The 14,546-nt window shown below is 72.7% G+C and carries 13 protein-coding genes; 6 read left to right on the top strand and 7 right to left on the bottom strand.

Annotated elements, in window-relative coordinates; translation table 11 throughout:
- Positions 1 to 24: 24 nt before the first annotated feature.
- The 4 genes from E1212_RS12540 (at position 25) to E1212_RS12525 (ending at position 4,307) form a co-directional block, all read left to right on the top strand.
- On the top strand, positions 25 to 1,044 hold the full coding sequence (locus E1212_RS12540) for a LacI family DNA-binding transcriptional regulator (RefSeq protein WP_131982875.1): 1,020 nt from the start codon (positions 25 to 27) through the stop codon (positions 1,042 to 1,044).
- A gap of 127 nt (positions 1,045 to 1,171) precedes the next feature.
- A complete protein-coding gene (locus tag E1212_RS12535) occupies positions 1,172 to 2,533 on the top strand; it encodes an ABC transporter substrate-binding protein (RefSeq protein WP_162605444.1) in 1,362 nt (453 codons plus the stop codon).
- Entirely contained in the window at positions 2,533 to 3,483 is a 951-nt protein-coding gene (locus E1212_RS12530) for a carbohydrate ABC transporter permease (RefSeq protein WP_131982871.1), read from the top strand. Before E1212_RS12535 ends, E1212_RS12530 begins: the two co-directional genes overlap by 1 nt.
- Positions 3,480 to 4,307 carry a carbohydrate ABC transporter permease gene (locus E1212_RS12525; protein ID WP_203416797.1) on the top strand — a complete coding sequence of 276 codons (828 nt, stop codon included), beginning with the start codon at positions 3,480 to 3,482 and terminating at the stop codon, positions 4,305 to 4,307. The genes E1212_RS12530 and E1212_RS12525 overlap by 4 nt, the downstream gene beginning before the upstream one ends.
- On the opposite strand, the gene E1212_RS12520 is transcribed toward E1212_RS12525, so the two are convergent.
- Genes E1212_RS12520 through E1212_RS12490 form a run of 7 tightly spaced genes read right to left on the bottom strand, consistent with a single transcriptional unit; the run spans position 4,297 to position 11,069 of the window.
- A complete protein-coding gene (locus tag E1212_RS12520; protein ID WP_131982869.1) occupies positions 4,297 to 4,812 on the bottom strand; it encodes a nucleoside deaminase in 516 nt (171 codons plus the stop codon). The genes E1212_RS12525 and E1212_RS12520 overlap by 11 nt on opposite strands.
- A 36-nt stretch (positions 4,813 to 4,848) precedes the next feature.
- A complete protein-coding gene (locus E1212_RS12515) occupies positions 4,849 to 7,869 on the bottom strand; it encodes a bifunctional [glutamine synthetase] adenylyltransferase/[glutamine synthetase]-adenylyl-L-tyrosine phosphorylase (protein WP_131982867.1) in 3,021 nt (1,006 codons plus the stop codon).
- Positions 7,870 to 7,898: 29 nt separating this feature from the next.
- Positions 7,899 to 8,252 (bottom strand): fluoride efflux transporter CrcB, encoded by a 354-nt coding sequence (crcB, locus tag E1212_RS12510; protein WP_131982865.1) that lies wholly within the window; start codon positions 8,250 to 8,252, stop codon positions 7,899 to 7,901.
- Entirely contained in the window at positions 8,249 to 8,611 is a 363-nt protein-coding gene (locus E1212_RS12505) for a DUF190 domain-containing protein (RefSeq protein ID WP_131982863.1), read from the bottom strand. Before E1212_RS12505 ends, crcB begins: the two co-directional genes overlap by 4 nt.
- Positions 8,608 to 9,012: a fluoride efflux transporter FluC gene (locus E1212_RS12500; RefSeq protein WP_203416796.1), complete on the bottom strand. Its 405-nt coding sequence runs from the start codon at positions 9,010 to 9,012 to the stop codon at positions 8,608 to 8,610. Before E1212_RS12500 ends, E1212_RS12505 begins: the two co-directional genes overlap by 4 nt.
- Positions 9,013 to 9,019: 7 nt before the next feature.
- A complete protein-coding gene (locus E1212_RS12495; protein WP_203416795.1) occupies positions 9,020 to 9,727 on the bottom strand; it encodes a type 1 glutamine amidotransferase in 708 nt (235 codons plus the stop codon).
- Between the two features lie 4 nt (positions 9,728 to 9,731).
- Positions 9,732 to 11,069 (bottom strand): glutamine synthetase family protein, encoded by a 1,338-nt coding sequence (locus tag E1212_RS12490; protein WP_131982861.1) that lies wholly within the window; start codon positions 11,067 to 11,069, stop codon positions 9,732 to 9,734.
- 71 nt (positions 11,070 to 11,140) lie between these two features.
- On the opposite strand from E1212_RS12490, the gene E1212_RS12485 reads away from it, so the two are divergent.
- Both E1212_RS12485 and panB read left to right on the top strand, forming a co-directional pair.
- Entirely contained in the window at positions 11,141 to 13,090 is a 1,950-nt protein-coding gene (locus E1212_RS12485; protein ID WP_131982859.1) for an NAD+ synthase, read from the top strand.
- Positions 13,091 to 13,176: 86 nt separating this feature from the next.
- Positions 13,177 to 14,013: a 3-methyl-2-oxobutanoate hydroxymethyltransferase gene (panB, locus tag E1212_RS12480; protein ID WP_131982857.1), complete on the top strand. Its 837-nt coding sequence runs from the start codon at positions 13,177 to 13,179 to the stop codon at positions 14,011 to 14,013.
- The last annotated feature ends 533 nt before the right edge of the window (positions 14,014 to 14,546 follow it).

Genomic DNA, 14,546 nt, shown 5'->3' with positions numbered 1-14,546 from the left:
GATGTCAATCGGACGAGGTGGGCCATGGCAGGGATCGTCGATGTCGCGGCCGCGGCCGGCGTCACCGTCGGCACCGTGTCGCGGGTGCTCAACGGCGACCCCGCCGTCCGGGTCCGGCCGGAGACCCGAGAGCGCATCCACGCCGCCGCCCGGGCCGTCAACTACACGCCCAACCGAGCCGCGCGCGCCCTGCGGCGGGCCCGGCTGGGCACCCTGGCGCTGGCCGTGCACGACGTCAGCAACCCGGTCTACGCCGCGGTCATCGCCGGAGCCCAGCAGGCCGCGTCGCGACACGGCTACGTGCTCATGCTGGCCGACGTGCCGGAGCTCGCCCGCGACGCCGCCAGCTTCAGCCGGGTGGTCAACAGCGGAATAGTCGACGGGTTGCTGCTGCTCCCGGCCGGCATCGAGGCGGACCGGCGGGTGGCCGCGGAGGCCGCCGGTATCGTGCCGACCGTCATCGTCAACGACTCGGCCGACGCGCTGGGCAGCGTCACCCTCGACAACGAGGCGGCCGCAAGGATGGCCACTGAGCACCTCATCGGCCTCGGTCACCGCGATATCGGGCTGCTCGAGCTCGACGGCGAGACCGAGCGTGGCTTCGCCCGCACCCGCGGCTGGGAGGTGGCCATGCGGACGGCCGGGCTGCCGGTCAACGTCGCCTGGGTCCGCCGCGGCGGGCACACCGCGGAGGCCGGCCGGCAGGCCATGGGCACCGTCCTCGACCGCGCCGACCGGCCGACGGCCGTCATGGCGGCCAGCGTGCTGGCCGCGGTCGGCGCCGTGGCCGCCGCCCGTGACCGCGGCCTCGACGTCCCCGCCGACCTCTCCGTCATCGGGTTCCACGACGTCTTCTTCGCCCAGTACCTGCAGCCCGGCCTGACGGTCGTCGAGCTGCCACTGCAGGCGCTGGGCCACCGCTCGGTCGAACTGCTGCTCGCGCTGCTCGACCACGGCGAGCCCGAGCACGTCGTCATCACCGAGCCGCCCCCGCGCATCGTCGTGCGCGGGACGACCACCCGGTACCGCCCGCCTGCCCGCTGACGCGGCATCCTCCCCGCTCGCCTTGACATGTCACTATGTCCGGACATAGAAAAAGGTTTTACCGTTCCGGCCGATGGACGCCGAGCCCGGGCGTTCCGCCCACACGATGCGCTCGAAGGAGAGACCCGTGAATGCACCCGTGCGTTGGCTCACCGGCGGCGGAGCCGTCGTCGTCCTCACCCTCGCCGCCTGCGGCACGCCGGGTTCGTCGTCGGAGGACGACGCGCCGGCGCGTGCGGGCACCGAGGAGATCACCGCACCGGTGACCGCGGACGAGGTGGCCGAGCTCGGCGAGGTGACCTTGCGCGTCCTCGCCGACGCCGGCGAGGAGAGCACCCTCACCGAGCTGATCCCGGAGTACGAGGAGCTGTACCCGAACGTCACGGTCGAGGTGGAGTACCGCAGTTACGACGACATCGTGCGCACCGAAGCCAACACGCTCAGCGGCGGCGACCCGCCCGACCTCGCGCAGGGAGCCCAGGGCTACGCGCTCGACGGAGCGCTGGTCGAGGCCGGCCTGATCCGGCCGCTGGACGACCTCGCCGAGGCCTACGAGTGGTACGACCGGTACGGCGAGTCGACGCTCGGCGAGTTCCGCTGGTCCGACGACGGCACCCGGTTCGGCACCGGCAGCATCTACGGCATCTCCCCCGTCGTCTCGATGGTCGGTGTCTACTACAACACGGCCAAGCTCGACGCGCTCGGGCTCGAGCTGCCACAGACCTTCGACGACTTCGAGGCGGCTCTGGCGACCGCCCGGGCGGCGGGCGAGCAGCCGATCATGTTCGGCAACGCGCTCAAGAGCACCGGCCTGCACATCTTCGGCGTGGTCCAGGGCCAGAACGCCGACCCGGCCGTCACCCGCGACTGGATCAGCGGCACCGAAGGCGCCACCTTCGACACCCCAGAGAACGTCGCCACCGCGACGACGATCCAGGAGTGGGCGCAGCAGGGCTACTTCGGCGAGGGCTACAACGGCCTGGCCGAGGACGACGCCGTCGCCCGGTTCGCGGCCGGCGAGGGCGTGTTCCTGATCGGCGGGACGTGGCAGCTGGCGGCGATCCAGGCCGGCGGCGGCGACTTCGGCTTCTTCCCGATGCCCCCCGGCGAGTCCGGCCTGCACGTCGCGTCCGGCTCGCTGGGGATGGGCTGGCACGTCAGCACCGAGTCCGACGTGGTCCCCGCGGCGGCCGCGTTCATCGGCCTCATCACCAGCGACGAGTGGGCGCAGAAGTTGGCCGACCTCGGCCGGGTGCCCGTGCTGGCACAGCAGATCGACACCGCGGAGCCCTTGTTCGCCGACGCCGTGGCCGGGTCCGGGACGATCCTGGCCGACGGTGGCAACACCTACTCCTTCGACTGGGCCACCGGCTCGATGATGGCGACCATGGGCGGCGCCCTCCAGGAGCTCATGGACGGGCGGGTGACCCCGCAAGAGTTCGTCACACCCATCCAGGACGACTGGGCGGCCTTCCAGGCCGAACGCTGATGACGTCGACCGCCACCCCGCGGGCCGGGCGCGACCACGCGCCTGGCCCGCGGGCGCCCGCACCGGCCCCGGCCCGCCGACGCCGGCGGGACTGGTGGGGCTACCTGTACGTGCTGCCGGCGCTCGCGGTCTACGTCGCGTTCGCGCTGCGGCCGATCGGCGAGACGGCGTACACCTCACTCTTCGAGTGGGACGGCCTGACGCTCGCCACGTGGGTGGGGTTCGACAACTACACCGAGCTGTTCGAGTCCGGCGTCCTGCAGTCGACGCTCGGGCACTCGCTGGTGTTCCTGGTCTTCTATGCGCTGCTGCCGACCGCCGTCGGACTGGTCATCGCCGGCCTGATGACCAGGATCCGGATCCGCGGACTGGCGCTGTTCCGCTCGGTGCTGTTCATCCCGCAGATCCTGTCGTCCGTGGTCATCGCCGTCGCGTGGCGGTGGATCTACGACCTCGGCGGGCCGCTCAACGCAGTGCTCGACGCCGTCGGTCTCGGCGCACTGACGCGCGCCTGGCTCGGGGACTTCGACACCGCACTGGTGAGTGTCGGCCTGATCGGCACGTGGGTGCAGTTCGGGTTGTGCATGATGCTCTTCCTGGCCGGTGCGCAGCGGATCCCGCGCGAGCTGTACGAGTCGGCGCGCATCGACGGCGCCGGCGCGATCCGCGAGTTCTTCGTGGTCACCGTCCCGGGGCTGCGGACGGAGCTGCGGATCGCGCTGGTGCTCACCAGCATCTTCGCGCTGCGCAACTTCGACATCGTCTGGAACACGACGGCAGGCGGGCCGGGAACGTCGACCACCGTCCCCAGCGTGTACGTCTACGAGGGCGCGTTCCTGACCCGCGAGGTCGGCGATGCCGCGGCGGTCGCCGTCGTGCTGACACTGTTCATCCTCGTCGTGGTCGGCGCCGTCATGGCCGGGCTGCGAGACCGGGACGCGGCCCGGTGACGCGCCGCCGCGACGCCGTCGTCAGCCATGCCCTGCTCGTCCTGGCCTCGCTGGTGGCGCTCTACCCGTTCCTGTCGATCCTGATGCTGGCGCTCAACGAGCCGGGCCGGCGGTTGTCCGGGTTCGCGCTGCCGGAGAACCCGAGCCTCGGCAACTTCACCAACGCCTGGGAACGGGGCGGGTTCTCCGACGCGCTGGTGTCCAGCCTGATCATCACCGGGACCGTGGTGGTCGTGGCCGTGCTGTTGTCGGTGCTGGCCGGCTACGCACTCGGAGTGCTGGACCTCCCGCTGGCGAAGGTCGTGGTCGGGGTGTTCCTGCTCGGCCTGGTGATGCCGTACGAGGCCACCGTCATCCCGATCTACCACCAGATGAAGGACTGGGGTCTGCTCGGCACGTATCCGGCGGTGATCCTGCCGCAGATCGCGTTCTCGGTGGCACTCGGGACGGTGTGGATGCGCGGCTACTTCGGCAGCATCCCGGCGACGCTGCGCGAGGCCGGCATGATCGACGGCGCCGGGCGGATGCAGGTGCTCCGGCACATCCTGCTCCCGGTCGCCGCTCCCGCGGTCGGGGTGCTCGCCACGCTGTTGTTCCTGTACACGTGGAACGAGTTCCTGCTCGGGCTGGTGCTGCTCTCGGACAACCCGGAGGCCCGCACCACGCCGGTGGCGCTGTCGTTCTTCGCCGGCAACCGCCGCGAGAGCGACCCGGGCACGACGGCTGCGGCTGCCGTGCTCGTGGCGCTGCCGGTGCTGATCGCCTACATCGTCGCCCAGCGCAAGTTCGTCCAGGGCCTGCTGGCCGGAGCCGTCAAGGAATGAGCTTCGTCTGGGCGCGGTTCCGCGCGGCGCGCTCGTGGAGCACGCGCACGCGTTCGTCGTAGGGCGCAACCGGCCCGGTGACCTCGATCCCGGGCACGACGTCGGTGATCGGGAACGCTGTGACGGGTGACGGCGGCAGGCCCCACTCCGCGCGCCAGGCGGCCAGCTGCGCGCTCGACGCCGCGAAGACGATGCGGCCCAGCCCGACCCAGCCGTGCGCCGCTGCACACATCGGGCAGTGCTCGCCTGACGTGTAGACGGTCGCGCCCGCGCGCTGGTCGGGCGGCAGGTGCCGAGCGGCCCACCGGGCCAGCGCGAGCTCCGGATGCGCGGTGGGGTCGGAGGCGGTCGTCTCGTGGTTGTGGTCCTCGCCGAGCACCGTGCCGTCGGCGCCCACCAGTACCGACCCGAACGGGTCGTCGCCGGCGGCGAGGGCCGCCTCGGCCAGCTCGATACAGCGCTCCAGATACGCGGCGTCGGTGGAGTTCTCGTCAACAGTCGTCATCACAAAGCTCCTCTCGTCCAACTCCGATCAGCGCGGTCAGCGGACGTCGTCGTAGAAGAGGCGTTCGACGACGGCGCGGGCCTTGCGGGCGCTGCGGTGGTAGTCGTCGACGAAGACGGTGCTCTCGCCGACGCCGTAGCCGAGGACGCGCGACACCGCCGCCAGCGTCTTCGGATCTTTCGGGAGCATGTCGGACGGGCGGCCGGTGACCAGGACCGTCGCGTTGCGGATGCGGGCCGCCTGCCGCCAGGCGTCGACGAGAACCGTCCGGTCCGGCGACGACAGCAGCCCGGCCGCCACGGCCGCGTCCAGCGCCCCCGGTGTCGACGTCGTGCGCAGGGCGGCCACCGACGACGCGTGCCGCAGCTGCAGCAGTTGCGCCGTCCACTCGACGTCAGCGAGCCCGCCCGGGCCCAGCTTCAGGTGCATCGAGGGGTCGGCGCCGCGGGGCAGCCGCTCGGACTCGACCCGCGCCTTCATGCGCCGCACGTCGCGGATCTGCCCGTCCGTCAGCCCCGCAGTCGGCCACCGCAAGGGGTCGATCAGTGCCGAGAAGCGGCGCAGCAGCTCGGGATCGCCGCAGCACGGCGCCGCCCGCAGCAGCGCCTGCCGCTCCCACACCTCACCCCACCGGTGGTAGTAGGCGGCGTACGAGGCCAGCGTGCGCACCAGCGGCCCCTGCTTGCCCTCGGGCCGCAGCGCCGCGTCGACGGTCAGCGACGGCTCGGGTGAGGGCAGCGACAGCAGCCGCGTCATCTCGTTGGCGACGGCGAGGGCGGCGGATCCCCCCGCGGTCTCCTCCTCGTCGGGGTAGGGCGTGTGCACGAACAGCACGTCGGCGTCCGAGGCGTAGCCCATCTCGCGCCCGCCGAGCCGGCCCATGGCGACCACGGCCAGCCGGGTGGGCAGCGGCCCGCCGCGCGCGGCTTCGACCGCGCGGGTGGCGGCGGCCAGGGCGCCGGACAGCGTGGTCTCGGCGATCACCGTCAGCGCCTCGCCGATGCTCTCGACCGGCACCTCCCCCACCAGGTCGGCGACGGTGACGCGGAACAGCTCGCGACGGCGCATGGCCCGCACCACCCCGATGGCGTCGACGGGATCGTCGTGGCGCTGGACGCCGGCCAGGACCTCCTTCTCGAGCGGCCCGCGCTCGCGCAGCCGCAGCGCGTCGTCGTCGCCGAGCATGGCGACGGATTCGGGCGCGCGCAGCAGCAGCTCCGTGGCGTACCGGCCGGACGCCAGCACCCGGGCCATGCGCTCGGCCGCGGCGCCGTCGTCGCGGAGCAGCCGCAGGTACCACGGCGTCGTCCCCAAGGCCTCGCTGACCTTGCGGAACCCGGCCAGCCCGGTGTCGGGCTCGGGCGCGTCGGCGAACCAGCCGAGCAGCACCGGCAGCAGCGTCCGCTGGATCGAGGCCCGCCGCGACACCCCCGTGGTCAGCGCTTCGAGGTGTCGCAGCGCGCCCGCCGGGTCGGCGTACCCGAGCGCCTGCAGCCGGGCCAGCGCCGCCTCGGGGCTGAGGCGGACGCCGTCGCCCGGCAGCCGCGCCACGGCGGACAGCAGCGGCCGGTAGAACAGCTTCTCGTGCAGCCGCCGCACCTCGCGCGCCTGCTGGTGCCAGACGTCGTTCAGCTCCGAAGGCTGGCGAAGCGACAGCGAGCGCGCGAGGATGCGCAACTGCTCGTCGGAGTCGGGGACGACGTGGGTGCGGCGTAGCCCGCGCAACTGGATGCGGTGCTCGAACGTCCGAAGGAACCGGTACGCGGCGTCGAGCACGGCGCCGTCCTCGCGCCCGACGTAGCCGCCCGCCGTCAGCGCCCCGAGCGCCCCGAGCGTGTTGCCGTCGTGGAGGCTCGCGTCGGCCCGGCCGTGCACGAGCTGCAGCAGCTGGACGGCGAACTCGACGTCGCGCAGGCCGCCTGGACCCAGCTTGAGCTGCCGGTCCGCGTCGGCCGGGCGGATGTGGTGCTCGACCCGCCGCCGCATGGCGTGCACGTCGTCGACGAAGCCGTCGCGACCGGCCGCCGTCCACACCATGGGCGTGACGGCGTCGAGGTACTCCTGCCCGAGCTCGCGGTCGCCGGCCACGGGACGCGCCTTGAGCAGCGCCTGGAACTCCCAGGTCTTCGCCCAGTCGCGGTAGTAGGCGACGTGGCTGGCGACGGTGCGCACCAGCGGTCCCTGCTTGCCCTCGGGCCGCAGCGCGGCGTCGACCGGCCAGATGGTGCCCTCGCCGGTGTAGACGGAGCACGCCCGCATCAGGGCGGTGGCCAGCGTCGTCGCGGTGGCCAGCCAGCCAGTCGCGTCGTCGGGCGCGTCGGCCGGCGGCTCGCCGACGAACACGACGTCGACGTCGGAGGCGTAGTTGAGCTCGCGGCCGCCGGCCTTGCCCATGGCGATGACGGCGAGCCGGCAGCCGGGCGCGTCGGCGGGCAGCCCGGCCCGGGCGACGGCGAGGGCGGCCTCGAGCGTGGCACCGGCAAGGTCGGCGAGCTCCGCGGCGACGGCGGCGACGTCGAGCCGGTCGGCGAGGTCGAGCGCCGCCAGCGACGTGACGTGCCGGCGGTAGGCCGTGCGCAGCGTGTCGAGGAGCTCCGGCTGCTCACCGGTGGCTCCAGGTTCGGCTGCGGCGGGATCGGCGCCGACGGCCTCGAGCATGCGGGCGCGGACGGAGTCGGCCCCCGGGCGGTTCTCGGGGTCCAGATCGACGAGGTCACGCCAGTGCTCCGGGTGCCGGCACAGGTGGTCGGCGAGCGCCGAACTGAACCCGAGCACCGCGAGCAGCCGGCGCCGGTGCGGCGAATCGCCGGCGAGCACCGTGCGCAGCTGGTCCAGCTCGGCGGGGTCGTCCAGCGCCGAGACCGACTCGAGCAGCCGGCCCAGCCCGCGCAGCCCGAGGTCGGGATCGGCGACGACGGCGAGCGCGGCGACCAGGTCGGCCTCGGCGGCCAGACCGCCGAGCAGCGGGCCGTCGAGCTCGCGCTGAGCCGCGGCGGTGTCGGCGAACCCGGCCTTGGCCAGCGACGCGACGCGGCCCTCGGTCCGGTTCACAGACATGCGACAAACCTACCGCCGTAGGTTCGCGCTCAGGACGCGAGCCACCAGCCGAGCGCGGCGGCGCCCAGGCCGGCGGCCATGCTCACCAGCACGTTGGCGGCACCGCGCGACCAGGCGCCGTCCTCGATCAGCCGCAGCGTCTCGTAGCTGAACGTGCTGTAGGTGGTCAGCGCGCCGCAGAACCCGGTCCCGGCCACGGCGACGACCGGCGCCGACACCGTCGGCGAGCCCAGCACCAGCCCCAGCACGAGCGAGCCCGCCACGTTGACCACCAGCGTCCCCCACGGGAACCCGGCGCCCAGGCGCGTCTGCACCCAGCGGTCCACGACGTAGCGCAGCGGCGCCCCGACGGCGGCCCCGGCGGCCACCAGCAGCACCGTCACGCAGCACCGCCGCCGCGATCGCCGGCGCCCCGCCCCACGTACCGGACCACCTCGACGTCGGCCAGGGTGATGAGGCCCTCGTGGACCAGCGGCGCGATCTCGGCCGCGAACGGCTCGACCTTCTCGGCGACGTCCACGACGACGACGGCGACCGGCAGGTCCTCGGACAGGCTGAGGATGCGTGTGGTGTGGATGTGGTTCGACGCGCCGAACCCCTCGATGCCGCGGAACACGCTGGCGCCGGCCAGGCCCGCGGCATGCGCCCGGTGCACGATCTCGGTGTACAGCGGCATCCCGTGCCAGGTGTCGTTCTCGCCGACCGCGACGGTCAGCCGCCGAGCCGGCCCCTCGAGCGTCATGCACGTCCCCTTCCTCTGACGGAACGGCTCAGGACCGTCCCGACCCAGACCGCCACCAGCGCCAGCACCGGCGTCACCAGGACGTACGCCAGCGCCGCCACCTCACGCCCGGACACGACCAGCCGCTGCACGTCGACGGCATAGGTGGAGAACGTCGTGTACCCGCCCAGCACGCCGATGCCGAGGAACGGCCGCAGCAGCCGGTGCGGCGCGGTGAGGTCGAGCAGCACCGCCATCAGCACGCCGATGAGCAGACAGCCCGACGTGTTGACCAGCAGGATCGGCCACGGCCAGGCGGTCTCGCCCGCCAGCAGGCCGGCGCCGCAGCGGGCCAGCGACCCGAGCATTCCCCCGGCCGCGATGACCGCCAGCACCGGCGCATGCCACCGAACGCGGGACATGGTCTGCCTACCGAGGGACCGCCGACGACGCCGCCCTGGCGACGATCGCGGCGAACCGGGTGGCCAGCTCGCGCCCGGCGGCTGCCACCTCGGCGTCGCGTGACACCAGTTCGCCCACCACCGCGGCCGAGTCGACGTCGGGGTGCTCGGCCGCCCAGCCCGCGAACGTGGGCTCCGACACCTCTGGGTGGAACTGCACGCCCCATGCCGCGGCGCCGACCCGGAACGCCTGGTGCGGGTACATCGCCGACGATCCCAGCAGGACGGCGCCGGCCGGCAGCGACGCCACGGCGTCGGCGTGCATGCTCGGCCCCGGGAACGGGTCGGGCAGCCCGCTGACCAGCGGATCGTCGGCCGCCGACGACAGCCAGCGCACGTCGACCACACCCGACTCGCGCCCCGGCGCCGCATCGACCTCGACCCGGCCGCCGCAGGCGACCGTGAGCAGCTGGGCGCCCAGGCAGATCCCGAGCGTCGGCGTCGCCTCGGCGGCGGCAACCGCGAGCAGCGCACGCACCGCCGGCAGCCACGGCGCCACGCCGTCGTCGTAGGCCGACATCTGCCCGCCCAGCACGATCAGCCCCTCCGCGGGGACCGACGGCACCGGGTCGCCGTCGTACGGGCGCACCACCCGCACGTCCGCAGCCGCCGCCGTCAACCAGCCCTCGAACCGGTCCAGCGGGCAGCCTGACTCATGCTGGATGACGTCGATCAACGGATCACATCACCGGCAGCATCTTGGCCCGCTCGAACGCGGTGACCTGCAGGCTGTACTCGTTCCACTCCGCGCGCTTGTTGCGCAGGAAGAACTCGAAGACGTGCTCACCCAGGGTCTCGGCGACCAGCTCGGAGTTCTCCATGGCCTGGATCGCCTCGTCGAGCGAGGCCGGCAGCGGGTCGATGCCCATGGCCCGGCGCTCGCGGTCGGTCAGCGCCCACACGTCGTCCTCGGCGCCCGGCGGCAGCTCGTAGCCCTCTTCGATGCCCTTGAGGCCGGCCGCGAGGATGACCGCGTAGGCGAGGTACGGGTTGCAGGCGGAATCGAGCGAGCGGAACTCGACCCGTGCCGACTGCCCCTTGTCGGGCTTGTACATGGGCACCCGGACCAGCGCGGACCGGTTGTTGTGGCCCCAGCAGATGTAGGCCGGCGCCTCGCCGCCGCCACGCAGCCGCTTGTAGGAGTTGACCCACTGGTTGGTGACGGCGGTGATCTCGGGCGCGTGCTTGAGCAGCCCGGCGATGAACGAGCGGGCCGTCTTGGACAGCTGGTACTCCGCACCCGGTTCGTGGAAGACGTTGCGGTCGCCCTCGAACAGCGACACGTGGGTGTGCATGCCCGACCCCGGCCAGGCGGTGAACGGCTTGGGCATGAACGACGCGTAGAGGTCCTGCGACAACGCGACCTCGCGGACCACGGCCCGGAACGTCATGAGGTTGTCGGCCGTGGCCAGGGCGTCGGCGTAGCGCAGGTCGATCTCCTGCTGGCCGGGCGCGCCCTCGTGGTGGCTGAACTCGACCGAGATGCCCATGTCCTCGAGCATCGTGATGGTGTCGCGGCGGAAGTCCTGGGCGATGCCGTGCGCCGTGTGGTCGAAGAAGCCGCTGGCGTCGACGGGAACGGGCTCGTCGCCGCCCTCGGGCTGGTTCTTGAAGACGAAGAACTCGACCTCGGGATGGGTGTAGAACGTGAAGCCCTGCTCGGCGGCCCGGCTGAGGGCGCGCTTGAGCACGTGCCGCGGGTCGGCGTACGACGGCGAGCCGTCGGGCATGAGGATGTCGCAGAACATGCGAGCCGTCCCGTTGGACCCGCCGCGCCACGGCAGCACCTGGAACGTCGTCGGGTCGGGCTTGGCCAGCATGTCGGCCTCGTAGACGCGGGCGAACCCCTCGATGGCCGAGCCGTCGAACCCGATGCCCTCCGAGAACGCGTTCTCGAGCTCGGCCGGCGCCACCGCCACGGACTTCAGGAACCCGAGCACGTCGGTGAACCAGAGCCGGACGAACCGGATGTCGCGCTCTTCCAGCGACCGGAGGACGAACTGCTGCTGCTTCTCCACGCCGCCAGTCTGCCCCACGGGTGTGTCCGCCGGGTAGCTGACGGGTGTCGACGCGCAGTTAAGCTCGGATCGTGCCGCAGATCAGAATCGCGCTCGCTCAGGTGAACCCCACCGTCGGTGCGCTCGAGGCCAACGCCGACCTCGTCGTGCGCATGACGAGGCACGCCGCCGGCCAGCACGCCCACCTCGTCGCGTTCCCCGAGATGATGCTCACGGGGTATCCGGTCGAGGATCTCGCGCTGCGGGCGTCGTTCGTCGACGCGTCCCGTGCGGCACTCGAGAAGCTGGCGGTCCGCCTCGACGCCGAGGGCCTGGGCGCCGCTGCCGTCGTCGTCGGCTACCTGGGCCGCGACGACACCACGGCGAGGCAGTACCAGCTGGGCCGGCCCAAAGGGTCGCCGCAGAACGCCGTCGCCGTCCTCTACGGCGGGCGCGTGGTCGCGCGGCAGGCCAAGCACCACCTGCCCAACTACGGCGTGTTCGACGAGTTCCGCTACTTCGTCCCCGGTGACCACCTGGGCGTCTTCCGGCTGCACGGCATCGACGTCGCGCTGGCCGTCTGCGAGGACATCTGGCAGGACGGCGGGCCGGTGTCGGTCGCGCGCGAGGCCCGGGCCGGGCTGCTTCTCGTCGTCAACGGGTCGCCCTACGAGCGCAACAAGGACGACACCCGCCTCGACCTCGCCCGCCGCCGCGCCGCCGACGCGCAGGCCACGCTGGCATACGTGAACATGGTGGGCGGCCAGGACGAGCTGGTGTTCGACGGCGACAGCCTGGTCGTGCGGCCCGACGGCGAGGTGCTCGCCCGGGCGCCGCAGTTCGACGAGGGCTGCCTCGTCGTCGACCTGCAGCTGCCCGAGGCCGTCGCGCCGGCGCCCGGCCCGTGGGGCATGGCACAGGAGCGCATCGCCGGGTTCGCCGTGCACCGCACCACGCTGACCACGGCGCCGCTGCCGGCCTACACGCCCGACCCCGGAGCCCTGGCGCCGCGGCTGTCCGACCACGCCGAGGTCTACGCGGCCATCGTCACCGGGCTGCGCGACTACGTGCGCAAGAACGGCTTCACGTCCGTGGTGCTGGGCTTGTCGGGCGGCATCGACTCCGCGCTCGTCGCCGCGCTGGCCGTCGACGCGCTGGGCGCCGAGAACGTGTACGGGGTCTCGATGCCGAGCTCGTACTCGTCGGATCACTCGAAGTCCGACGCCCAGGAGCTGGCCGACCGGACCAAGCTGAACTTCCGCACCATCCCGATCGCGCCCATGGTCCGCGCCTTCCTCGACAACCTCGAGCTCACCGGGCTGGCCGAGGAGAACCTGCAGGCCCGCGTGCGCGGCATGGCGCTCATGGGGCTGTCGAACCAGGAGGGCCACCTGGTCCTCGCCACCGGCAACAAGACCGAGCTCGCGGTCGGCTACTCCACGATCTACGGCGACGCCGTCGGCGGCTACGCGCCCATCAAGGACGTCCCCAAGACGCTGACCTGGGAGCTGGCCCGCTGGCGCAACGCCGCCGCGGCCGAGCGCGGCGAGACCCCGCCCATCCCCCAGGGCTCCATCGACAAGCCGCCGAGCGCCGAGCTGCGCCCCGGCCAGCTCGATTCCGACTCGCTGCCCGACTACCCGCTGCTCGACGACATCCTGTACCGGCACCTCGAGCAGGACCTCGACGCCGGTGAGCTGCAGGCCGCCGGGTTCGACGCCGACCTCGTCGCCAAGGTGCTGCGCATGGTCGACACCGCCGAGTACAAGCGGCGCCAGTACCCGCCCGGCCCGAAGATCACCATCCGCAACTTCGGCCGCGACCGCCGGGTGCCCATCACCAGCGCCTGGCGTGAGGTTCCGCACCCGGCGTCCGCCCCCGAACCGCAGGCTGCCGCCGTGGTCGACCAGCCGCAACCACCTGCGGGACCGCAGGCTGCCGCCGTCGTCGACCAGCCGCAACCGCCTGCGGGACCGCGGGCTGCCGCCGTCGTCGACCAGGAGCCGCGGCGGGAGCTGCCGCCGCCCCCTCCGCCCGGCTGACGGGCGCCGCGGGCCCGCGCGTGGGACAATGGGGGGCGTTAGGGGACCCGGCCACGGGCCTCGAGACACACTCTAGGAGTCCTGCGATGACGCACGAGACCGTCCCGTTGTACGGCGGCAAGCTCTCCCGGCGGGTCACCATCCGCGACCTGCGCACGGCCAAGGAGCGCGGCGAGCGCTGGCCCATGCTCACGTCGTACGACATGTACACCGCCGAGATCTTCGACGCCGCCGGCATCCCGGTGCTGCTGGTGGGCGACTCCGCCGGCAACAACGTCTACGCCCACGCCGACACCGTCCCCGTCACGGTCGAGGAGCTCGTCCCGCTGGCCCGCGCCGTGGTGCGCTCGACCAGCCGGGCGCTCGTGGTGTGCGACCTGCCGTTCGGCTCCTACCAGCTGGGACCCGAGCAGGCGCTGGCCACGTCGATCCGCATCATGAAAGAGACCGGCGCGCAGGCGGTGAAGCTCGAGGGCGGGCTGCCGGTCGTCGAGTCGGTCCACCGCATCGTCGAGGCGGGCGTCCCGGTCATGGCGCACATCGGGTTCACGCCACAGAGCGTCAACGCGCTCGGCGGTTACCGAGTACAGGGCCGCGGCACCGACGGCGATCGCCTGGTCGAGGCGGCGCTGGCGTTGGAAGAGGCCGGCGCGTTCGCTGTGGTCCTCGAGATGGTGACGGCCGAGGTCGCCGCCGAGGTCACGAAGCGCCTGCACATCCCGACGGTCGGCATCGGCGCCGGCCCCGACGTCGACGCCCAGGTGCTGGTCTGGCAGGACATGGCCGGCATGCGCGAGGACCGCATGCCGCGCTTCGTCAAGCAGTACGGCGACGTCCGCGGCGCGCTCCTCACCGCCACCCGGGCCTTCGCCGACGACGTCGTCAGCGGCACCTTCCCGGCCGAGGAGCACACGTACCACTGAGCCGGGGGTCTTTGCCGAGTTCGGCGGGGTTCGGGGTTGGCTCCCCGTCCCCCTGCTGCCCATTCTCTTAACCCCGGGCACCCGCCTCAAGCCGGCGCCCGCTGTGGTTGCTTCGCTGCTGTGCTTGCGGGGCTTCGGCTTGACCCGGGCACCCGGGGCATAAGAACGGGCAGCTATCAGGGGGACGGGGAGAACCTGGGCACGCCTCGCGGTCCGCGTGCCCGTTTCGTCCCGGTTCGCCGGGCTGTGCACAGCCTTGATCATCGGCGATCCGCTACATCACCAGGCGTTCTGCCACATCACCAGGCATGCATGCCTCGTGAAGCGGCAGAGAACCTCGTGATGGCCCCGCGAAACGCGCCAAATCCCACATCGCGGACGCACCAAGGCCCGCCGACCCCGCGCACGTCGCCAGACTCCCCCCGTCCCCCTGATAGCTGCCCGTTCTTAGGCCGCGAAGCCGCGGGTCAAGCGGACCCCAAGGGCGCGCAGCGCCCACCGGTCCGCTTGAGGCGCGGATTCGCGGCTAAGAG

Source organism: Jiangella ureilytica (genome assembly GCF_004348545.1).
GTDB classification, from domain to species: Bacteria; Actinomycetota; Actinomycetes; order Jiangellales; family Jiangellaceae; genus Jiangella; species Jiangella ureilytica.
The sequence above is the reverse complement of the archived record's forward strand: the minus strand, read 5'-3'. Positions and strand labels throughout refer to the sequence as shown.